Source organism: Micromonospora sp. LOL_013 (assembly GCF_048060315.1).
Taxonomy (GTDB): Bacteria; Actinomycetota; Actinomycetes; order Mycobacteriales; family Micromonosporaceae; genus Micromonospora_E.
In genome coordinates, this window is the sequence record NZ_JBHMIQ010000021.1 from 94,587 (window position 1) to 115,101 (window position 20,515).

The following is a 20,515-nucleotide window of genomic DNA, read 5'->3' on the forward strand; positions in this document are numbered from 1 at the left end:
AGGCGTACCCTGGCCGGGTGGCACCCCGTGGCGAGCTCCGGATCCTGGTCGAGACCCCGGCCGACCCCCGCAGTCGGGAGGTCGAGCTGGACTTTCCCCGTGAGTGGATCGAGTTCGTCGACCCGGCCGATGCCGCGCATCTGATCCGGGCCGACCTGACCTGGTTGCTGTCCCGCTGGACCTGTGTGTTCGGTGGGTCCTGCCACGGCATCATCGCCGGCCGGGCTGGGGACGGCTGCTGTTCGCACGGTGCCTTCTTCACCGACAGCGACGACGAGAACCGGGTCAAGGCGGCCGCGAAGCGGCTCACCCCGCAGACCTGGCAGCACTACCGGCGCGGGTTCAAGAACTACACCGAGATGGACACCGTCGACGGTAAGAATCCGGCGCGGCGGACCGCCACCCGCAGCGCCGACGGGCCGTGCGTGTTCCACAACGACGCCGACTTCCCCGGTGGCGGGGGTTGTGCGCTGCACGCCCAGGCGCTGCGCGACGGGGTGCATCCGCTGGAGTACAAGCCGGACGTCTGCTGGCAGTTGCCGATCCGCCGGGACCAGGAGTGGGCCAAACGCCCGGACGGCAGCAAGGTGCTGGTCTCCACGCTGACCGAGTTCGACCGGCGGGGCTGGGGTGCCGGTGGGCACGATCTGGACTGGTGGTGCACCTCGTCGCCGGAGGCGCACGTCGGGGGCGAGCCGATGTACCGGTCGTACGAGCCGGAGCTGACCGCGCTGGTCGGCAAGGCGGCGTACGCCCGGTTGGCCGAGCTGTGCGCGGCACGGGCCCGGCGTGGCCTGGTGGCAGCGCACCCGGCCACGCCGCGCCGGCGGACGCCGAACGCCCGCCGGTCGGACTGACACCGAAGCGACCGCCGGCCCCGGCACCGGCCCCAACATTTGGTCAGGACTCGAACTTGTAGCCCAGCCCGCGCACGGTGACGATGAAGCGCGGGGCCGACGGCTCCGGTTCGATCTTGGAACGCAGCCGCTTGACGTGCACATCGAGGGTTTTGGTGTCCCCGACATAGTCGGCACCCCACACCCGGTCGATCAGCTGCCCCCGGGTGAGCACCCGGCCGGCGTTGCGCAGCAGCAGCTCGAGCAGCTCGAACTCCTTCAGTGGCAGCTGGACCGAGTCACCGTCGACGGTCACCACGTGCCGCTCGACATCCATCCGAACCGGTCCGGCGGTCAGCGTCGCGGTGGACGCTTCGATCACCTCGGTGCTCTGTCTGCGCAGCACCGCCCGGATCCGGGCGACCAGCTCCCGGGGCGAGTACGGCTTGGTGACATAGTCGTCGGCGCCGATCTCCAGGCCCACCACCTTGTCGATCTCGCTGTCCCGGGCAGTCACCATGATGATCGGTACCCGGGAGCGTTGCCGCAGTTCACGGCAGACCTCGGTGCCGGACATCTCGGGCAGCATCAGGTCGAGCAGCACGATGTCCGCTCCGGTGCGGTCGAACTCGGTGAGCGCGGCGGTGCCGGTTGGCGCCACCGACACCTCGAACCCCTCTTTGCGCAGCATGTAGGAGAGCGCGTCGGAGAAGGACTCCTCGTCCTCCACCACGAGTACCCGGGCCACTTGTCGTTTCCTTCCCTGTGTCCGGCCTGATCCGCTCAGACCTACTCGTGCGCGGCCGGACCGGTGTCGATCTCAACCGATTCGGGTAGCGGCAGTGCGGCGTCCGGCGGGCTGGCAGGCAGCCGCAGCGTGAACGTCGACCCTCCACCCAGCGTGCTGGAAACCTCGACCCGACCGCCATGGTTGGTGACGATGTGCTTGACGATGGCCAGGCCCAGCCCGGTGCCGCCGGTGCTGCGCGAGCGTGCCTGGTCGGCCCGGTAGAACCGTTCGAAGATCCGGTCAACCTCGTCGGGGGCGATGCCGATGCCCTGGTCCGCGACGGCGATGTCGACGTATTCGTCGGCCCGGGAGGCGGTCACCGTGACCCGGGTGTCCGCACCGGAGTAGGCGATCGCGTTCTCCACCAGGTTCGCCACCGCGGTGGCGATCTGGCTGTCGCGACCGTACACGGTCAGCCCGCGCTCGCCCGTCACCGTCACCTCGATCCGGCGGGCTGCGGCCGGGGTACGGGTCCGGTCCACGACCTCGGCCAGCACCCAGTCGACCGCGATCGGGTCGGGGGCCGGCAGCGGCTCGGCTCCCTGTAGCCGGGTGAGTTCGAGCAGCTCGTTGACCAGCCGGCCGAGCCGGGTCGACTCGTGCTGAATCCGTTCGGCGAATCGGCGGGCGGCGGCCACGTCCTCGGTCGGGTCGGTGACCGCGCTGTCCGGGTCGGTGGCGTCCAGCAACGCCTCGGCGAGCAGCTGCAGGGCACCGATCGGGGTCTTCAGCTCATGACTGACGTTGGCGACGAAGTCCCGGCGGACCCGGGCCACCCGGTGCGACTCGGTGACGTCGGCGGCTTCGACCGCCACGTGGTTGCCGCGCAGGCCGACGGCCCGCAGGTGCACCCCGAGCGGGTCCTGGGTGCCGCCTTCGCGGCCCCGGGGCAGGTCGAGCTCCACTTCGCGACGCACGCCAGTGCGGCGGACCTGCCCGGCCAGGGTACGGATGATCGGGTGCGCGGTGACGCTGCCCGGCGTCGGCCCGGCCCGGAGCATTCCCATCGCCCGGGCCGCCGGGTTGACCAGCACCGGCACGTCGGTGTCGTCGAGCACCACCACGCCGACCCGCAACGAGTCCAGGCTCCGGCGGGCCAACGAGTCGATGAGGCTGCGGGCCGGGGCCGGGGGTGCCGCAGCGGCGTCGTTCGCGACGATCTGCGGCCTCCCGTTGCTGGACGTACGCTGCCCGCCCCGGTGTTCGACCGGGGCGGATGCCAGTTGTCGTGCCCGGGCTCGCGCCAGGAGCAGACCGGCGACGAGCCCGCCGCCAGTGCCGACGGCCGCACCGCCGGCCAGAACCGCCCAATCCACGGGGCGATCGTAGGGCCATTGTTAACCTGGTCAGCCACCCGAACAGGACATATCTCACGGCAATCGCCAGATGTTCATACTGCCGCCCCGCTCTGTTCACCCCTGTTCATCTGGGTGCCGGCAAGCCGCCATACGGTGTGGGCGACACCGGGCGGGACCAGGACCGGAGACCTCCCACCACGACGACGGAAGGCCACCATGCGCGAGGAGTTCCAGGCCGAGCTGCAGGAAATCAGCGAGCTGCTGGTATCGATGGCGGAAGCCGCACAGACGGCGCTGCGCCGGGCGACCGGCGCGCTGCTCACCGCCGACCGCGAAGCCGGCGAGACGGTACTGGTCAACGATGCCGAGATCGATGCCCTTTACCGCACGGTGGAGGAGCGGGTGAGCGACTTGCTGGCCCGGCAGGCGCCGGTCGCCTCCGACCTGCGGATGGCGATCACCGCGCTGCACGTGGCCTCCGGGTTGGAGCGGATGGGTGACCTCGCCGACCACGTGGCCAAGACCGCGCTGCGTCGCCACCCGTCACCAGCTGTCCCGGCCGAGCTACGCGGAGTCTTCTCGGAGATGGCCGAGGTCGCCGACCGCATGATCGCCAAGGTGGTCGGGGTGCTGCGTACCCCGGACGCGGAGACCGCCGCCGAGCTCGACAGCGACGACGACGCGATGGACGAACTGCACCGCAAGCTGTTCCGGGTGCTACTGGGCAAGGACTGGCCGTACGGTGCGGAGACCGCCATCGACGGCGCGCTGCTGGGCCGGTTCTACGAGCGGTACGCCGACCACGCGGTCAACGCCGGCCGGCGGGTCGTCTACCACGTGACCGGGGTGAGTCCGAACGACTGACCGGCCGGCCGGGCAGCGGTGCCAGGCCGGCCATGACCAGGGCCAGGGGTACGGTGCGGACCACGTCCCGTACCCCTGGCCCGACGGCTCAACGGCCCTGGTTGGCGACCGCGGCGGCCGCTGCCGCGGCGGCGTCCGGGTCCAGGTAGTCACCGCCGGCGTTGACCGGTCGCAGCGCGCCGTCCAGGTCGTAGCGCAGCGGGATGCCGGTCGGGATGTTCAGCTTGGCGATCGCCTCGTCGGAGATCCCGTCGAGGTGCTTCACCAGCGCCCGCAGCGAGTTGCCGTGCGCCGCGACCAGCACCTGCTTGCCGGCGAGCAGGTCCGGCACGATCGCGTCGTACCAGTACGGCAGCATCCGCCGCACCACGTCGGCCAGGCATTCGGTGCGGGGCATCAGCTCCGGCGGCAGCTCCCGGTACCGAGGTTCGCCGACCTGCGACCAGTCGTCGTCGTCGGCGATCGGCGGCGGCGGGGTGTCGTAGGAGCGGCGCCAGAGCATGAACTGCTCCTCGCCGTACTCCTCCAGGGTCTGCTTCTTGTTCTTGCCCTGTAGCGCGCCGTAGTGCCGCTCGTTGAGCCGCCACGACCGGCGCACCGGGATCCAGCCCCGGTCCGCGGTGTGCAGCGCCAACTCGCTGGTCCGGATGGCCCGCCGCAGCACGCTGGTGTGCACCACGTCCGGCAGCAGGTTGTGCTGCGCCAGCAGCTCACCGCCGCGCCGCGCCTCGGCCTCGCCCTTGGCGGTCAGATCCACGTCGACCCAACCGGTGAAGAGGTTCTTCGCGTTCCACTCGCTCTCGCCGTGCCGGAGCAGCACCAGTGTCCCCACAGTCATGTCGTCCATCCTGCCGGACCCGGTGCCCGGAGGTTCACCGGCCCGGGGCACCGGCCGGCCGGGGTGACGACCGCCACGCGGAAATTCGCATGCTCGGTACGCCGCCCGACGCCTAGCGTGTAAGGCACAGATGTTGCACTGTTCATTACTGCACGGGGGGGGGTAGCTAGCCGATGTCGGGTGCGCGGGGATGGCTACAGCAGACCACCAGCGGCCTGCCCCGGGCCTTCTGGTACCTGTGGACCGGCAGCCTGATCAACCGGCTCGGCTCGTTCGTCGTGATCTTCCTGGCCATCTACCTGACCGCCGGGCGCGGCCTGTCCGGCTCCCAGGCCGGTCTGGTGCTCGGCGCCTGGGGCGCCGGCGGAGCCGTCGGCACCCTGCTCGGCGGGACGCTCGCCGACCGCTGGGGGCGCCGCCCAACGCTGCTCACCGCGCATCTGGGCGCTGCCACCATGCTGATCGTCCTCGGGTTGGCCGACCGGTGGTGGCTGCTCCTGGTGGGCGCCGCACTGCTCGGCCTGTTCAACGAGGGTGCCCGGCCGGCCTACGGGGCGATGATGATCGACGTGGTCCCGGCCGCCGACCGGCTGCGTGCCTTCTCGCTCAACTACTGGGCCATCAACCTGGGGTACGCGTTCGCGGCGGTGCTCGCCGGACTCGCCGCGCAGGTCGACTACTTCCTGCTGTTCGCGGTGAACGCGAGCACCACCCTGGCCACCGCCGCGCTGGTCTTCGCCAAGGTCGGTGAGACCCGGCCGGCGACCCAGGCGGCGGCACCACTCGGTCCGACCGTGGTCGCGGCCCGACCGGCCGGGTTGCTGGTTGTCGTCACCGACCGGGTCTTCCTCGGCTTCGTCGGGCTGAACGTGCTGCTGGCCATGGTGTTCATGCAGCACGGCGCGATGTTGCCGATCGCGATGGCCGACGACGGGCTGTCGCCCACCACGTTCGGCGTGGTGATGGCGCTCAACGGCGTACTCATCGTGGTCGGGCAGCTCTTCGTCCCCCGGTTGATCAGCGGCCGCAACCGTTCGCACGTGCTGGCTCTGGCGGCGGTGATCGTCGGGGTCGGCTTCGGCCTGACCGCCGTCGCCGACGTCGCCTGGTTGTACGCGGTGACAGTGCTGATCTGGACCGCTGGCGAGATGCTCAACTCGCCGTCGAACGCGACGCTGATCGCCGAGCTCACCCCGGCCGCACTGCGCGGCCGCTACCAGGGTGTTTTCTCGCTGTCCTGGTCGGTCGCCGCCTTCGCCGCGCCGATCACCGGCGGCTTCGTCTGGCAGTACGCGGGGAACACCGCACTGTGGCTCGGCTGCGCCGCGATCGGCGGGGTGGTCGCGGTGGGTCAGCTGATCGCCGGACCGGCCCGCGAGCGGCGAGCCGCCGAGCTGCGGACGGGCGCTTCGGCCGTAACTCTGCCGGCCCGGTCCCAGCTGGCGAAGCCGGACGGGTCTCAACAGCCGCTGGCGCCGGCTCATCCGCAGTAGTTGCCGGGCCGGCGGAAACGGATAACCGGCGGCGGGGAGCGACACTCACCCCCGTAAGCGTCGCTCCCCCTCGCCGCCGGTTTCGGGTGGCGCCGTCCCCCAACGGCCCAATGCCACCGGTCCCCCGGCACCCAGCCCGGTTGTTCGGACCGAACCGGTCCGACGGCCCCCAGCCAATCCCGGGCTCGGCGCGTGACTCAACCGTAGTTCCTGACACTTCCGATGGACAAGGCGATTCGGTTGTACGCCCAATCACACCATCCGAGGTGCCGAACGGGTTTACGCCCGCAACAACCCCGACGAGTGATGACCAATACACGCTCAGGCATCTTCACGGTCGGGAGATTCAAGCCGGAAGAAATTGCTCGGTGTACCGTCCGTGCGCTGTTCCTGGTAGATGAAGTTCAACCGACGCTGATCAAACGTCCCAAACCACTCATCCCAGGAGATCTTGCGTAAATTGCCGCCACCGTAGCCGGGGAAGTCGATCCGCAGCACGCTGGGCCGGCCATCGCGAGGGGCGCTGACGGTCGCCGGGGTACCGCCCCGGGCGTCGGCCCACTGCCGGATCGTCCGGTGATCGGTGGTGATCAGGCTACGCCCGGCACGTTCGGCATGCTGCTGCGGATCGTCGATACGCTGGGCGTACTTCAGCGAACTGGACGACTTGGCTCCGGACCGGATCTTGGCACCGCCGGACCGTCCGCCACCGCCCGCGCCAGAGGTGTTCCGCCCCGTCGAACTGGTGCTCTTGCGGGCCGCACTGGTGCTCTTGCGCGCCGCACCGGCGCTCTTGCCAGCCGGCGCCGAACGCTGGGAGGTCGGCGAACCGGCCTTCGGCCGGGACGCCTGCTTCGCCCGCGCCGGAGTACCCCGCCGCATCGCCCGCGCCAACGACTTGATCAGATCGGGCTTGCGCAGGTTGGACGTGCCGGTCACCCCGCGCTTGCGCAGCTGGTCTCGCAGTTCGTCGACGCGAAGGTCGGCGAGGTCGCTCTCCCGGACCGCGCCGCCGGCCCGGCCGATGGTCGCCGAGCTGGACTTGCGGGCCGAGCTGGAGCTACGGCCGGCCTTGGACCGTCCGTTCGACGCAGGGCTGCGGCGCCGGGTGCTGGTCTGTTGAGGCATGGTCTGCTCACTCCCTTTGACAGTGTGCCTGCGGGGGGCAGTGGGCGACGGTTGCGCCACCATGCGAGCAGTACCCTGCTGACTCCCTACAAACCTGGATCCTCCGGCGTCTTGTCGTCGAAAAGGTGCGCGAAGGCGCGCAGGTTCGCCACCGATTCACCTCTTTTGACCCGCCATTCCCACTCGCGGCGGATCGCCGAACCGAAGCCGATCTCCAGCATCGCGTCGAATGACTCGTCGGCATAGGTGAGCACCGATCCGAGTATCCGGTCCAGTTCGTCTTCGGTAATTCCGGCCAGCCCGACACGACCGGTAAGGTAGATGTCGCCGACCGCGTCGACCGAAAAGGCGACACCGTACATCCGGGCGTTGCGTTGCAGCAGCCAGGTCCACAACTCGGTACGCCGTTCATCGGGCTGCCGCATCACGAATGCTTCTATTCGCAGCGCCTGCTCGCCGACGATCAGATTGCACACCGTCTTCAGCTTGTGGGTACCCGGCAACGTCACCGCGTACGACAGGTCACCGGTTGGTTCCCAGCTCAGCTCGCGATCGGCGCAGACCGCCTCGATCAGCGCCGCCACCTCGGCTCGTCCGCTCATGGCACTCCTGGTCACCCCACGCTCGCCGACAGGGCGTCGGCGTCCCGGGACATCCCGGCGGCGGTCGCCGCGCGGTACGCCCGCACCGCCTCACCGTAAACGTCGAGCAGCCCGGCCGCAGTGCGTGTCCAGGAGAACTGCCGGGCGTGCTCCACCGCGCCCCGACCGAGCCGGTCCCGCAACGCCGGAGCGGCAAGCAGATCGCCGATCGCCCGGCCCCAGTCGTCCGGGTGGTGCCCGTCGACCAGCATCCCGCTGTGCCCGTCGCGGACCGCGGTGACCAGGCCACCGACTGAGGCGGCCAGCACCGGCGTGCCGCAGGCCTGAGCCTCCAGAGCGACCAGGCCGAATGATTCGTTGTACGACGGCACCGCGACCAGGTCGGCGGCCCGGAACAGAGCCGGCAGGTCGGTATGGCCCAGCGGCGGCATGAACCGCACCAGATCGTCGACTCCCAGCGATTTGGCCAGGTCGATCAGGGCACCCGGCTGGTCCAGACCGGTGCCGCTCGGGCCGCCGGCGACCACCACCGTGAGATCGGCGACCGCACCCGGATCCCGCCGACGCAGCGCGGCCACCGCGCGCAGCAGCACGTCCGGCGCCTTCAGCGGCTGGATCCGGCCGGCGAACGCCACCAGATGGCCACGGACCGGCAAGCCGAACCGCCGTCGGGCGGCCGCCCGGGCAGCCTGTTCCCGGCCGGGCGGGCCGGGCCGGAACCGGTCCAGGTCGACGCCCGGTTCGACCACGGAGACCCGGTCCGCCTCGGCGCCGTACCAGTCGATCAGCTCGCCGGCCTCGGTCCGGGTGTTCGCCACCAGATGGTCCGCCTCGGTGACCAGCTGTTCCTCGCCGATGATCCGAGGGGCCGGTTCCGGGCGGTCACCGGCCGCCAGCCGGGCGTTCTTGACCTTGGCGAGCGTGTGCGCGGTGTGCACCAGCGGCACCCCCCAGCGCCCCTTCGCCAGCCACCCGACCTGCCCGGAGAGCCAGTAGTGTGAGTGGATCAGGTCGTAGTAGCCGGGTGCCCGGGCGGCTTCTGCCCGCAGCACCCCGGCGGTGAATGCGCAGAGCTGCGCCGGCAGGTCCTCCTTCGGCAGCGGCTCCAGCGGGCCGGAGATCACCTGCCGCACCCGTACGCCGGGTGCCATCTCCACCACCGACGGTACGCCACCCGCCGTCGCCCGGGTGAAGATCTCGACCTCCACGCCGGCCTCGGCCAGCCGCCGGGACACCTCGACGATGTAGACGTTCATGCCGCCGGCGTCGCCGGTGCCCGGCGAGTCCAGCGGAGAGGTGTGCACCGACAGTGTCGCGACCCGCCGGGGACGCGGCGGCGGCTGGTTGTCACCCGGCCCGGCCTGACCCACCTGCACCACGTCGCTCCCTCCGCTCGCCTGATCGCAACCAACGCCACCAACCAGGACGACCCGTCACATCTTCCCGGTACTGGCAGCGACATGCCGCACTACAGCGGGTGGAGGTGACCCACCTCTCGTCGACGGCGACGCCCGGGACCGACCGGCGGCGACCGTCCCGGTCCGCCAAGCGGCGACAATGGCTGGATGACACCGATCGCCATCGTCACCGGAGCGTCCAGCGGAATCGGCGCGGCAACCGCCCGCCGGCTGGCCGCCGAGGGCTTCCACGTGGTCGCCGCCGCCCGCCGCGGCGACCGGCTCGCCGACCTGGTCGACTCGATTCGCGACAACGGCGGGGCCGCCACCGCGGTGACCTGCGACGTCACCGACGACGAATCGGTGGCCGGGCTGGTGCAGGCGGTCGGCGGGTTGGCTCAGCAGGCTGACCTGCCTGGCCGGGTCACCCTGCTGGTGAACAACGCCGGCGGGGCGCGCGGGCTGGACCCGGTCGAGTCCGCGCCGGTGGCCGACTGGCGGTGGATGTACGAGGTGAACGTGCTCGGCACGCTGCGGGTCACCCAGGCTCTGCTGCCGGCGCTGACCGCCAGCGGGTCCGGCACCGTCGTGGTGATCGGCTCCACCGCCGGGCAGGTCGTCTACGAGGGCGGTGGCGGCTACACCGCAGCCAAGCACGGCCAGACCGCGCTGACCGAGACGCTACGGCTGGAGCTGTGCGGCCGGCCGGTCCGGGTGGTCGAAATCGATCCGGGCATGGTGCGTACCGACGAGTTCAGCGTGAACCGGTTTGGCGGGAACACCGCACGTGCCGACGCGGTCTACGCCGGGGTGGCCGAGCCGCTGGTCGCCGACGACATCGCGGACTGCGTCGCCTGGTGCGCCACCCGGCCGCAGCACGTCAACGTGGACCGGCTGGTGGTCCGCCCGTTGGCCCAGGCAGCGCAGCACAAGGTGCACCGGGTGCTGCCCGGGTGAGCGGGAATCGAATGGCCCGACCGGTCGGAGCTCGCGCGCCCGACGCGGCCCGGCCGGTCGGCGAGGTCACCCGGGGCACCACCGCACCGAACCGGCTGCGCCGGGCCGACCGGTGGATCGCGTACCGCTGCGGGCCGGCACTGACGGACGCGGCCCGGCCACCGCTGGTGGTCGACCTCGGTTTCGGCGCCCACCCGGTGACCACCGTCGAGCTGGCCACCCGGCTGCGGTCGGTGCGACCGGACGTGCGGGTGGTCGGCCTGGAGATCGACCCGGACCGGGTCGCGGCGGCGGCTCCGGCTGCCGCGCCGCCACAACTGACCTTCGGCCGGGGTGGATTCGAGCTGGCCGGGCTCCGGCCGGTGCTGGTCCGGGCGTTCAACGTGCTGCGCCAGTACGCCGAGTCCGACGTCGCGGCGGCGTGGGCGACGATGCGCACCGCGCTCGCTCCCGGAGGTTCGCTGGTCGAGGGGACCTGTGACGAACCGGGCCGGGTCTGCTCCTGGGTGCTGCTCGACGCCACCGGGCCGGTCTCGCTGACCCTGGCCGGCCGGTTGGCAACGCTGGCCGGCCCGGCCGGTGGCGGGCCGGCGGTGCTCGCCGAACGGCTGCCGAAGGCGCTGATCCACCGCAACGTGCCGGGCGAGCGGGTGTACGCGCTGCTGCGGGCGCTCGACGAGAGTTGGCGGGCGGCGGCCGGCTATGCGCCGTACGGGCCACGGCAGCGCTGGCTGCACACGGTGTCGGCGCTGCGGGACGGCGGCTGGCCGGTGCTGGACCGACCGGCACGGTGGCGGCTCGGCGAGTTGACCGTGCCCTGGTCGGCGGTGGCCCCGCCCGGCGGCTGAGCGCTGGCCCGCCCGGCGGGCCGGGCCGGACGACCGGTTTCGTAACCTGCTGAACGGGTCCAAACCGGCATGTATCCCTTTCGACCCGTGGGCTTGGCCCATGTTGTGTGCAGTGGGCTCATCGAGGTGACGCTGACGCACGTCAAGATGCGAAAGTAACGTGCTTCAGCGTCACCTCGATGAGCGTTCATGCCACCGGGAGACCGGAGCACCTGTCACCCGGTCACGATTGCCTACGACCACTGGCCGAACTTCGGAACTACTCGGCTAGTCGAAGGAGCAGTTGACCAGGACCGGCTCCGGGTGCAGGGTCACGCCGTACCGGTCGCGGACCCCGTCCCTGATGGTGCCGGCCAGGTCGAGCAGCGCGGCGGTGCTGCCGCCGCCCCGGTGGGTGAGCGCCAGGGTGTGCTTGCTGGAGATGGCGACCGGCGCGTCGCCGCCCGGGTAGCCCTTGCCGTACCCGGCCTTGTCGATCAGCCACGCCGCGCTGACCTTGACCGCTTCGCCACCGGCGACCGGCCAGGTCGCCGGCTCACCCGTCCCGGCGACGGCGACCCGGGCGTGGAACCGCCGCGCGGCGGCGGCGTCCAGCACCGGGTTGGTAAAGAACGAGCCCACCGAGCGAGTGTCCGGGTCGGTGGCGTCGAGCACCATTCCCTTGCCGGCCCGTAGCCGCAGCACGGCGGCACGGGCGTCGGCCAGCGGCACCCGGTCACCGACGGCGACGCCGAGGCTGCGGGCCAGCTCGGCGTAGCGCACCGGGGTGGACAGCTCGCTGCGGGCCAGTCGAAAGTCCACCGCCAGCACCAGGTAGCGGTCGTTGCGTTTGAACAGGCTGTCGCGGTAGGCGAACCGGCAGTCGGTGGCGGGCAACGCGTACCGCTCGTCGGTGAGCCGGTCGTACACGTGCACGGCCTGCACGGTCTCGGCGACCTCCTGACCGTAGGCGCCGACGTTCTGGATCGGGGTGGCACCGGCTGCGCCCGGGATACCGGACAGGCATTCCACCCCGGACCAGCCGGCGGCGACGGTCGCCGCGACCAGGTCGTCCCACGGCTCGCCGGCCTCGACCCGGATGGTGACGGTGGCCGGATGGCCGACCGCCGCCGGTTCCTCGGCGATCACCTGGAAACCGGTGGAGCGGACCAGGATCACCGTGCCGGGGAAGCCGTCGTCGCCAATAACCACGTTGCTGCCGCCGCTGAGCAGCAGAATCCGCTCGCCGCGCCGGCCGGCGTCACGGACCGCCTCGGTCAACTCGTCGGCGGTGGACGCGGTGACCAGCCGGTCGGCCGGGCCGCCGAGGGCGAGCGTGGTATAGCGTGCCAACGGCGCAAGGGCCGTCGGGTCTTCAGCAGATGGCGCGTGGGCACTAACGTCAGGCACACCCCTCACCCTAGGCTGGAATCCACCCGCGCCACGCCACTGGCTGTCGGCTCGACCCGGAGGATCATGATGAGCAGGCTGCACGGCTCCAAGGACTTCTGGCTCGGCGCGCTACGGGCGGACGGTCCGGCGTTCCGGGCCGCCGTCGCTGAGGTGCCGCTGGACGCGCCGGTGCCGTCCTGCCCGGACTGGACGGTCGTCGACCTGGTGCACCATCTCGGCATCGTGTACATGTGGGTGCGGGAGACCGTGTCGCGCGGTGTCGCCGATCCGCGGGAGGAGCGGCCGCCGGTGGTTGCCAAACCCGACGGGGCCGAGGCGCTCGCCTGGTGGCAGCAGGAGTTCGAGGCGCTGGTCACCCTGCTGGACGGGCTCGACCCGGAGATGCCGGCATGGAACTGGGCGCCGCAGACCAAAAAGGTGAGCTTTTGGGTCCGGCGGATGGCGCACGAGACCGCGGTGCACCGCTGGGACGCGCAGACGGCGATCGCCGGGGTGGAGCCGGTGGAGGCGAAGCTGGCCGTTGATGGGATCAGCGAGGTGCTGGACTCCTGGCTGCCGGCGGGCCGGCGGCGCAGCCACCAGCCGGTGTACGGGGTGGCGCATCTGGTGGCGACCGATGCCGAGCAGGAGTGGTACGTCCGGTTGCGGGGCGAGGGCATTGCGTTGCTGGACACCGACACGATCCTCGATTCGGACGATCACCACACCCGGACCCTGGCTACCGGCTCCGCGAGTGACCTGCTCCTCGGGCTCTGGGGTCGGGTGCAGTTCGACATGCTGGACGTCTCCGGCGACGCAGCACTGCTGGACGCGCTGCGGGTCGGCTGACCACTGCCCGCTCTTTCCTCCGTCGGAACGGGTGTAGGTAACGCGCCGGCAACGTTCTGAGAGCGCTCTCTTGACAGGGAGCGATTGACGTCCCACTCTCGTGAGAGCGCTCTCACCGCCCGCACCGGCCAGTCGACCAGGTCGCCAGGGTCGACAGAGAGCCAGCCAGCAAACACGCAGTTTCCGCACCCCACCATGCCTGGACCTGAGAGGGGTCAACCCATGGGCACCAATTCAAGGCGCCGGCTGGTCACCGCGACCGCCGCTGCGGTCACCGTGCTCGCCGCAGCTACCGGCTGCGGCGGCGGCGAAGCCGCCGACGACGGCACCATCACCCTGACCGTCGACGTCTTCGGCCAGTTCGGCTATGAGGAGCTGTACAAGCAGTACGAGGCCGAGAACCCCGGAATCAAGATCGTCGAACGGGGCACCGGTACCAACCTCGACGAGTACTCCCCCAAGCTGACCCAGTGGCTGGCCGCCGGCAAAGGCGCTGGTGACATCGTCGCCATCGAGGAGGGCCTGCTCATCGAGTACAAGGCCAACCCGCAGAACTTCGTGAACCTGCTCGACCACGGCGCCGCCGAGCTCGAAGGCAACTTCATGCCGTGGAAGTGGGACCAGGCACTGACCGCCGACGGCAGCCAGCTGATCGGGCTCGGCACCGACGTCGGCGGCATGGCGATGTGCTACCGCACCGACCTGTTCGAGGCCGCCGGGCTGCCGACCGACCGCGACGAGGTCTCTGCGCTCTGGCCGACCTGGCAGGACTACATCTCCGTCGGCGAGCAGTTCGTCGAGGCCGACACCGGCGCGTCGTTCCTGGACGCGGCGACCCAGACGTTCAACACGATCGTGCTGCAGACCGCCGGTGCCGCCGAGGGCTACCACTACTACGACCTCGACGACAACCTCGTTGTCGACACCAACCCGGCCGTCAAGCAGGCCTGGGACATCACCATGGACATCATCGACTCCGACCTGAGCGGCAAGTACGGCGCCTGGTCCGACGAGTGGGTGGCCGCGTTCAAGCAGGCCAAGTTCGCCACCATCGCCTGCCCGGCCTGGATGACCGGGGTCATCGAGGGCAACGCCGGCCCGGAGGCGGCCGGCAAGTGGGACATCGCCAAGGTGCCCGGCGACGGCGGCAACTGGGGCGGATCGCACCTGGCCGTGCCGGCGCAGAGCGAGCACCAGGAGGAGGCCGTCAAGCTGGTCAAGTTCCTGACCAGCCCGGAGGGGCACATCGGGGCGTTCAAGGCCAAGGGCCCGCTGCCGTCGTCGCCGCAGGCGCTCGACGACCCGGCGATCCTGGAGGCGACCAGCGAGTACTTCAACGACGCCCCGATCGGGCAGATCTTCGGTGAGGGCGCCAAAAACCTCAAGCCGGTCTACATGGGACCGAAAAACCAGGCGGTCCGCACCGAGGTGGAGAACGCCGTCCGAACGGTCGAGCTGGGTCAGCGTACGCCCGACGAGGGCTGGACCGACGCGGTGAACAACGCCAAGACGGCGGCCGAGAAGTGACCGCAGGCCGGGTGGCACAGGTCGGGCCGGAGCAGCCGGCCGCCGACGCCACCCGGCCGGCCCGGCGACAGCCCGAGCCGCCGCACCGGCGGCCCCGGCTGTGGCTGGCCCGGCTGGACACCAAAGCATCCCCGTACCTGTACATCGCGCCGTTCTTCGTGCTGTTCGCGATCTTCGGCGCCTACCCGCTGGGCTACACGTTCTGGGTGTCGCTGCACGACTGGGACCTGCTCGCCGCCGAGCACCCGTTCGTCGGCTTCGACAACTACAGCCGGCTACTCGGCGACGGCGACTTCTGGAACTCGGTGCTCAACACGTTGGGCATCTTCGTCATCTCCACCGTGCCGCAGCTGCTGCTGGCGCTCTGGCTGGCCCACCTGTTGAACCGGCAGCTGCGGGCCCGTACGTCGTTCCGGATGAGCATCCTGATCCCGAACATCACCTCGACGGCGGCGGTGGCGATCGTCTTCGGTCAGCTGTTCAGCCGCGAGTTCGGCATGATCAACTGGGCGCTGGACCTGATCGGCATCGACGCCATCGACTGGCGCAACACCAGGTTCGGCGCCTGGGTGGCGATCTCGACGATGGTCGACTGGCGGTGGACCGGCTACAACGCGCTGATCTTCCTGGCCGCGATGCAGTCCATCCCGAAGGACCTGTACGAGTCGGCGGCGATCGACGGCGCACCCCCCGCCCGGCAGTTCTGGTCGATCACCGTGCCGATGCTGCGGCCGACGATCGTCTTCTGCGTCATCATCTCCACCATCGGCGGACTGCAGCTGTTCACCGAGCCGCTGCTGTTCAACTCCGGACCCAACCCGATCCGGGGTGGGCCGCTGCGCGAGTCGCAGACGATGACCATGTACATGTTCGAGAACGCCTTCGCGCCGCACTTCAACTTCGGCTACGGCTCGGCGATCGCCTGGATGCTGTTCGCCCTGATCGTCGTCATCTCGCTGATCAACGTGCTGGTGATCCGCCGGCTCGGCAACAGCACCCGGAAGCAGGGGTGAGCACCGTGAAAGCCAGTCAGCACCTGTGGAGCGCCAGCAAACTGACGTACGCGACGCTGATCGTCGCCGGGCTGATGTCGATCTTCCCGATCTACTGGATGTTCGTGGTCGCCACTCGGTCCAGCGACGCGATGGGGCAGATCCCGCCGCCGCTCACCCCCGGCGGCAACCTGCCGGGCAACATCGAGCGGCTGTTCAACAACCCGGACGCGTACTTCCTCACCGGCATGATCAACTCGGCGATCGTCGCCGGCACCGTCACCTTCTCGGTGGTGCTGTTCTCGTCGCTGGCCGGGTTCGCCTTCGCCAAACTTCGGTTCAAGGGTTCCAACGCCCTGCTGCTGGTGATCATCGCGACGATGATGGTGCCGACCCAGCTCGGCGTCATCCCGCTGTACATGCTGATGAGCCAGCTGGACTGGAACGACCGGCTCGCCGCGGTCATCGTGCCGGCGCTGGTCACCGGCTTCGGGGTGTTCCTGATGCGCCAGTACGCCAGCCAGGCGGTCAGCACCGAGCTGATCGAGGCGGCCCGGGTCGACGGCTGCTCCACGCTACGGATCTACTGGAACGTGGTGCTGCCGGCGCTACGCCCCGCCGCCGCCGTGCTCGGCCTGCTCACCTTCATGACCATGTGGAACGACTTCCTCTGGCCGTACGCGGTGCTCAACGACCCGGAGAACCCGACCGTGCAGCTGTCGCTGCGGGCACTGTCGAACGGCTACTACAACGATATGTCGCAGGTCTTCACCGGTACGGCGCTCGCTACGCTGCCACTACTGATCGTGTTCATCATTTTCGGCCGTCAGATCATCGGCGGCATCATGGAAGGTGCTGTCAAGGCGTGACGAACTCCAACGAGCCCGTACGATTCCCCGACTCGTTCATCTGGGGCGCGGCGACCGCGTCGTACCAGATCGAAGGCGCTGCCCGGGAAGCCGGTCGCGGCCCGTCGATCTGGGACACGTTCAGCCGTACGCCGGGCAAGGTGCACGCCGGGCACACCGGGGACGTGGCCTGCGACCACTACCACCGCTACCGCGACGACGTGGCGTTGATGGCCGAACTGGGGCTGCACACCTACCGGTTCTCCATCGCCTGGCCGCGCGTACAGCCGGACGGCACCGGCCCGGTCAACCCGCACGGGCTGGACTTCTACGACCGGCTCGTCGACGAGCTGCGCGGGCGCGGCATCGAGCCGATCATCACCCTCTACCACTGGGACCTGCCGCAGACCCTGGAGGACCGGGGCGGCTGGACCAACCGGGAGACGGCCGAGGCCTTCGCTGAGTACGCGCGGGCCGTGTACGCCCGGCTCGGCGACCGGGTCCAGACCTGGACCACGCTCAACGAGCCGTGGTGCTCGGCGTACCTGGGTTACGGCTCCGGATTGCACGCCCCGGGCCGTACCGACCCGGCCGCCACCTTCCAGACCGTGCACCACCTGCTACTCGGCCACGGGCTGGCCAACCAGGCGCTACGCGCCGCCGGCGCGTCGACTGTCGGGATCACGGTCAACCCGACCTCGGCGTTCCCCGCCGACCCGGCCGGCGAAGCCGACGCCAAGGCGGTCGAGCTGGTCGAGGACCTGCAGAACCGAATCTTCCTCGATCCGATCCTGCGCGGTGGCTACCCGCAGCGCATCCTCGACCACGTCAGCCGGTTCACCGACCTGGACCACATCCGCGACGGCGACGAGAGGATCATCGGCGAGCCGATCGACCTGCTCGGTATCAACTACTACTCCCCCACCTACCTGGCGGCGAAGGAGGGTGCGCCCGGTGGCGGCGGGGCGTTTCCCGGCACCGAGGGCATCGAGTTCATCGCCCCGGCACCGCCGCTGACCGACATGGGTTGGCAGATCCAGCCGTCCGGGTTGACCGCGCTGCTGAGCAAACTGGGGCGGGACTACCCGGGCGTACCGATGATCATCACGGAGAACGGCGCCGCCTTCCCCGACCAGCTGCACCCCGACGGCGACCGGGTCGACGACACCGACCGGGTCGCCTACCTGGACGGGCATCTGCGGGCCGCGCACGCCGCGATCGCCGCCGGGGTTGACCTGCGCGGCTACCTGGTGTGGTCACTCCTCGACAACTTCGAGTGGTCGTACGGCTACGCCAAGCGATTCGGCATCGTGTATGTGGACTACCTGGCCCAGCGGCGGGTGCCAAAGGCCAGCGCACGGTGGTACCAAGAGGTGATCCGCCGCAACGGCATCGGCTGAGCCGCTGGCGTTCACCGAGGGGCGGGACCTTCACAGACGGGGAGCACAGGCGTGAGCATGGCCAGGGAACGTCCGACGCTGGAGGCGGTGGCCCGCCGGGCCGGCGTGTCCCGGGCCACCGTCTCACGGGTGGTGAACGGCTCCACCACCGTCGCCGAACCCATCCAGGACGCGGTCCGCCGGGCGGTCCAGGAGCTGGGGTACGTCCCCAACCTGGCCGCCCGCAGCCTGGTCACCCAGCGCACCGACTCGATGGGACTGATCCTGCCGGAGACCGCCACCCGGGTCTTCTCCGACGACCAGGTCTTCCCCGGCATCATCCACGGCGTCAGCCAGGAGCTGGAAGCCGCCGACAAGCAGCTGGTGCTGATGATGTCCGGCTCGGTCGGCAGCCACGACCGGGTCGAGCGGTACGCCCTGGGCCGACACGTTGACGGCGTCATGTTCGCCTCGATCCACGGCGTCGACCCGATGCCCGGCACCCTGGCCCGCAGCGGCCTGCCGGTGGTGTGCAGCGGCCGACCGATGGGCCAGGTCAGCGCCGGGGTGCCGTACGTGGACGTGGAGAACGAGGCCGGTGCCGAGCGGGCGGTCCGCTACCTGCTGGAGTCCGGCCGGCGGCGAGTGGCGACGATTGCCGGCCCACAGGACATGATCGCCGGGGTGGACCGGCTGGCCGGCTACCGTACGGTGATCCGGGAGACTGGTGGGCGGTCGCTGGTCGCCGCCGGCGACTTCACCCGCGAGTCGGGCGCGGTCGCGATGCGTCAGCTGCTCGAGGACGACCCGGCGTTGGACGCCGTCTTCGTCGCCTCCGACCTGATGGCCCACGGTGCCATCCGTACGCTGCGGGAAGCCGGCCGCCGGGTGCCCGACGACGTCGCGATCATCGGCTTCGACGACATCGAGATGGCCGGCTACCTGGACCCGGCGCTGACCACCGTCCGCCAGCCGATCCAGGAGATCGGCCGGACGCTGGCCCGGCTGCTACTGCGGCTGGCCGACGGCGAGGTCGTCGGGCCGGCCGTGGTGCTGCCCACCGAGCTCGTCCGGCGCGACTCCGCCTGAGGTCCGACTCCCGGTCCGCACCCGGTCCCGCTCTGACCCTGACTGACCTCGCCTGCCCTCGCCTGACTGGGTACGCGCGGTTTGCGAGATCATGCAGATGAATGCAGTTCACAAAACCACTGGTCAACCGCAGTTCAATTTCGACTTTTCGTAGTTGTCGCAGGTCGCCCCAGCCCCGCCGCCGCGAGCCGAATAACGACAAGGCATTGCCGAGCACGAATGCCGCTGTTACCGTGAAATCAAATCCGCAACAGGAAGGGGACATCCGTGCGTACTCTCGCAAGAGTCGCCGTCACCGCGGCGATGGTCGTGGGCGCGATGGCCGCCACCGGGACCGCCGCGGTCGCCGCCGAGTCGTCGTCCAACGCCCAGGCCAGCACCACGTCCGCCAGCACGGCTGCGGTCGGCTACTACTACGGCTACGGCAGCGGAGGCAGCGCGAGCAGCGCCACCCTCAGCGCCAGGTTCCAGGCCGAGACGTGGGCGCAGATGGATGGCTACAACCCCTTCATCGACTGCTTCGTCGTCAACTCGTACGTGACCCAGATCAGCGACTACTACTACACCGCGAACGTCACCCTGCTCTGCTACTGACCAGCAATTCCTGAAGATCGGAACAATTGCGCCGGCTCACCTGGCAGTGGGCCGGCGCGCCCTTCCCGGCCCCGGACCTCAGGGTCATTGCGTAGTGGGGTAACTGCTGGTCACGGTCGTGATGAGGTCGTGGGGGCGGCGGGCGGCGCGGCGGGTGGCTCTGGCGATGTTGGTCTCGCCGTTGCCACGGTGGAACCCGATCGCGGTGTTGCGCAGGACCGCCGCGACAGCGGGCCCGTTGCCGGTACGAGCCCGGTGGGCGTCCTCGCGGAAGGTCACGTCCCGGACCCAGTGCAGCCGGTTCTCGATGTGCCATTCCAGACGGGCCCATTGCTGCAGTTCAGCAGGTCGGGCGTCGGCTGCGGGCAGTGACGCCACCAGGTAGACGGTCTCTCGTGTGCGTTTACCGGCGGTTGTGCGGGTACGGGTGATCCGGACGGCCTGCTGGGCATGCGGGAAGCCGATGCCACCGGGAGTCTGGAGGGTCAACGCCTTGACGGTACGGGTCTCCCGGCGGCCGTGCCCGACGTCGCGGTGTTGGTCCCCGACCGGCACCCGCGCCCACGGAAGGCGTTTGAGCTGGGCGAACAACGTCGGCTGGTTGGCCTTGACCGACACGTACAGGTGTCCGCCGGCAGCGGCGACGGCACGAGCGTGGGCCACCTGGGCGTGCAACGCGTCCGCGACGATCACCACACCCGCCAGGCTCCCCAGTCGAGCCTTGACCTGCTCCAGCAGCGGGGCGAACGCCGGAATCTGACCGGAAAAACAACCGTGAGTGGGCAGGCGGCAGCGTCGGGGCGCAGCCCCGACGA

Annotated in this window: 20 protein-coding genes; 12 read left to right on the forward strand and 8 right to left on the reverse strand. The window is 70.2% G+C overall.

All coding sequences use genetic code 11. From position 1 onward, the window contains the following. Positions 1–41 precede the first annotated feature (41 nt). On the forward strand, positions 42–857 hold the full coding sequence (locus ACFHWS_RS15965; RefSeq protein ID WP_416556287.1) for a hypothetical protein: 816 nt from the start codon (positions 42–44) through the stop codon (positions 855–857). Positions 858–900: 43 nt separating this feature from the next. Here the strand turns inward: ACFHWS_RS15965 and ACFHWS_RS15970 are convergent, their stop codons facing one another. After that, positions 901–1,584 (reverse strand): response regulator, encoded by a 684-nt coding sequence (locus ACFHWS_RS15970; RefSeq protein ID WP_416556266.1) that lies wholly within the window; start codon positions 1,582–1,584, stop codon positions 901–903. A 41-nt stretch (positions 1,585–1,625) separates the two neighbouring features. Further along, entirely contained in the window at positions 1,626–2,942 is a 1,317-nt protein-coding gene (locus ACFHWS_RS15975; RefSeq protein ID WP_416556267.1) for a sensor histidine kinase, read from the reverse strand. 198 nt (positions 2,943–3,140) lie between these two features. Between ACFHWS_RS15975 and phoU the strand changes: the two genes are divergently transcribed. Then, positions 3,141–3,788 carry a phosphate signaling complex protein PhoU gene (phoU, locus tag ACFHWS_RS15980; RefSeq protein WP_416556268.1) on the forward strand — a complete coding sequence of 216 codons (648 nt, stop codon included), beginning with the start codon at positions 3,141–3,143 and terminating at the stop codon, positions 3,786–3,788. A gap of 88 nt (positions 3,789–3,876) precedes the next feature. Here the strand turns inward: phoU and ACFHWS_RS15985 are convergent, their stop codons facing one another. Continuing rightward, positions 3,877–4,626: a phosphoglyceromutase gene (locus tag ACFHWS_RS15985; RefSeq protein ID WP_416556269.1), complete on the reverse strand. Its 750-nt coding sequence runs from the start codon at positions 4,624–4,626 to the stop codon at positions 3,877–3,879. 173 nt (positions 4,627–4,799) lie between these two features. Between ACFHWS_RS15985 and ACFHWS_RS15990 the strand changes: the two genes are divergently transcribed. Next, positions 4,800–6,119 (forward strand): MDR family MFS transporter, encoded by a 1,320-nt coding sequence (locus ACFHWS_RS15990; protein ID WP_416556270.1) that lies wholly within the window; start codon positions 4,800–4,802, stop codon positions 6,117–6,119. Between the two features lie 321 nt (positions 6,120–6,440). Here the strand turns inward: ACFHWS_RS15990 and ACFHWS_RS15995 are convergent, their stop codons facing one another. The 3 genes from ACFHWS_RS15995 to mshA form a co-directional block, all read right to left on the reverse strand. After that, positions 6,441–7,247: a hypothetical protein gene (locus tag ACFHWS_RS15995; protein ID WP_416568442.1), complete on the reverse strand. Its 807-nt coding sequence runs from the start codon at positions 7,245–7,247 to the stop codon at positions 6,441–6,443. A gap of 86 nt (positions 7,248–7,333) precedes the next feature. After that, positions 7,334–7,849: a YbjN domain-containing protein gene (locus ACFHWS_RS16000; RefSeq protein ID WP_416556272.1), complete on the reverse strand. Its 516-nt coding sequence runs from the start codon at positions 7,847–7,849 to the stop codon at positions 7,334–7,336. Positions 7,850–7,860: 11 nt separating this feature from the next. Next, the gene (gene mshA / locus ACFHWS_RS16005; RefSeq protein WP_416556273.1) at positions 7,861–9,225 is read right to left on the reverse strand and encodes a D-inositol-3-phosphate glycosyltransferase; all 1,365 of its coding nucleotides are present in this window, start codon (positions 9,223–9,225) and stop codon (positions 7,861–7,863) included. Positions 9,226–9,414: 189 nt separating this feature from the next. Here mshA and ACFHWS_RS16010 point away from each other — a divergent pair, with 189 nt between their 5' ends. Together ACFHWS_RS16010 and ACFHWS_RS16015 are read left to right on the forward strand one after the other, a co-directional pair. Beyond that, the gene (locus ACFHWS_RS16010; RefSeq protein ID WP_416556274.1) at positions 9,415–10,203 is read left to right on the forward strand and encodes an SDR family oxidoreductase; all 789 of its coding nucleotides are present in this window, start codon (positions 9,415–9,417) and stop codon (positions 10,201–10,203) included. An 11-nt stretch (positions 10,204–10,214) separates the two neighbouring features. Continuing rightward, positions 10,215–11,051 carry a class I SAM-dependent methyltransferase gene (locus ACFHWS_RS16015; protein ID WP_416556288.1) on the forward strand — a complete coding sequence of 279 codons (837 nt, stop codon included), beginning with the start codon at positions 10,215–10,217 and terminating at the stop codon, positions 11,049–11,051. Positions 11,052–11,318: 267 nt separating this feature from the next. Here ACFHWS_RS16015 and ACFHWS_RS16020 read toward each other — a convergent pair whose 3' ends face one another. Beyond that, positions 11,319–12,440, reverse strand: coding sequence for a UDP-N-acetylmuramate dehydrogenase (locus ACFHWS_RS16020; protein ID WP_416556275.1), 1,122 nt, complete (start codon positions 12,438–12,440; stop codon positions 11,319–11,321). A gap of 69 nt (positions 12,441–12,509) precedes the next feature. On the opposite strand from ACFHWS_RS16020, the gene ACFHWS_RS16025 reads away from it, so the two are divergent. The 7 genes from ACFHWS_RS16025 to ACFHWS_RS16055 all read left to right on the forward strand — a co-directional run bounded on the left by ACFHWS_RS16025 (position 12,510) and on the right by ACFHWS_RS16055 (position 19,700). Beyond that, complete coding sequence (locus ACFHWS_RS16025) at positions 12,510–13,271, forward strand: maleylpyruvate isomerase family mycothiol-dependent enzyme (protein WP_416568449.1); 762 nt, start codon at positions 12,510–12,512, stop codon at positions 13,269–13,271. 222 nt (positions 13,272–13,493) lie between these two features. Beyond that, the gene (locus ACFHWS_RS16030) at positions 13,494–14,798 is read left to right on the forward strand and encodes an ABC transporter substrate-binding protein (RefSeq protein ID WP_416556277.1); all 1,305 of its coding nucleotides are present in this window, start codon (positions 13,494–13,496) and stop codon (positions 14,796–14,798) included. Between the two features lie 11 nt (positions 14,799–14,809). Further along, the gene (locus ACFHWS_RS16035) at positions 14,810–15,811 is read left to right on the forward strand and encodes a carbohydrate ABC transporter permease (RefSeq protein ID WP_416568443.1); all 1,002 of its coding nucleotides are present in this window, start codon (positions 14,810–14,812) and stop codon (positions 15,809–15,811) included. A gap of 74 nt (positions 15,812–15,885) precedes the next feature. Further along, positions 15,886–16,659: a carbohydrate ABC transporter permease gene (locus tag ACFHWS_RS16040; protein WP_123607253.1), complete on the forward strand. Its 774-nt coding sequence runs from the start codon at positions 15,886–15,888 to the stop codon at positions 16,657–16,659. After that, on the forward strand, positions 16,656–18,038 hold the full coding sequence (locus ACFHWS_RS16045) for a GH1 family beta-glucosidase (RefSeq protein ID WP_416568444.1): 1,383 nt from the start codon (positions 16,656–16,658) through the stop codon (positions 18,036–18,038). The genes ACFHWS_RS16040 and ACFHWS_RS16045 overlap by 4 nt, the downstream gene beginning before the upstream one ends. 57 nt (positions 18,039–18,095) lie before the next feature. Beyond that, the gene (locus ACFHWS_RS16050; RefSeq protein WP_416568450.1) at positions 18,096–19,106 is read left to right on the forward strand and encodes a LacI family DNA-binding transcriptional regulator; all 1,011 of its coding nucleotides are present in this window, start codon (positions 18,096–18,098) and stop codon (positions 19,104–19,106) included. Between the two features lie 267 nt (positions 19,107–19,373). Beyond that, positions 19,374–19,700, forward strand: coding sequence for a hypothetical protein (locus ACFHWS_RS16055; protein ID WP_416568445.1), 327 nt, complete (start codon positions 19,374–19,376; stop codon positions 19,698–19,700). A gap of 84 nt (positions 19,701–19,784) precedes the next feature. Here the strand turns inward: ACFHWS_RS16055 and ACFHWS_RS16060 are convergent. After that, a partial coding sequence (locus tag ACFHWS_RS16060) for an ISAs1 family transposase (protein WP_416568446.1) occupies positions 19,785–20,515 on the reverse strand: 731 nt, incomplete at its 5' end.

Coding starts and splice junctions, on each gene's coding strand:
- ACFHWS_RS15985 (WP_416556269.1), bottom strand. CDS start 4,626: ATGACTGTGGGGACACTGGTGCTGCTCCGGCACGGCGAGAGCGAGTGG.
- ACFHWS_RS16010 (WP_416556274.1), top strand. CDS start 9,415: ATGACACCGATCGCCATCGTCACCGGAGCGTCCAGCGGAATCGGCGCG.
- ACFHWS_RS16030 (WP_416556277.1), top strand. CDS start 13,494: ATGGGCACCAATTCAAGGCGCCGGCTGGTCACCGCGACCGCCGCTGCG.
- ACFHWS_RS16040 (WP_123607253.1), top strand. CDS start 15,886: ATGTCGATCTTCCCGATCTACTGGATGTTCGTGGTCGCCACTCGGTCC.
- ACFHWS_RS16015 (WP_416556288.1), top strand. CDS start 10,215: ATGGCCCGACCGGTCGGAGCTCGCGCGCCCGACGCGGCCCGGCCGGTC.
- ACFHWS_RS16025 (WP_416568449.1), top strand. CDS start 12,510: ATGAGCAGGCTGCACGGCTCCAAGGACTTCTGGCTCGGCGCGCTACGG.
- ACFHWS_RS16050 (WP_416568450.1), top strand. CDS start 18,096: ATGGCCAGGGAACGTCCGACGCTGGAGGCGGTGGCCCGCCGGGCCGGC.
- phoU (WP_416556268.1), top strand. CDS start 3,141: ATGCGCGAGGAGTTCCAGGCCGAGCTGCAGGAAATCAGCGAGCTGCTG.
- ACFHWS_RS16000 (WP_416556272.1), bottom strand. CDS start 7,849: ATGAGCGGACGAGCCGAGGTGGCGGCGCTGATCGAGGCGGTCTGCGCC.
- ACFHWS_RS15990 (WP_416556270.1), top strand. CDS start 4,800: ATGTCGGGTGCGCGGGGATGGCTACAGCAGACCACCAGCGGCCTGCCC.
- ACFHWS_RS15995 (WP_416568442.1), bottom strand. CDS start 7,247: ATGCCTCAACAGACCAGCACCCGGCGCCGCAGCCCTGCGTCGAACGGA.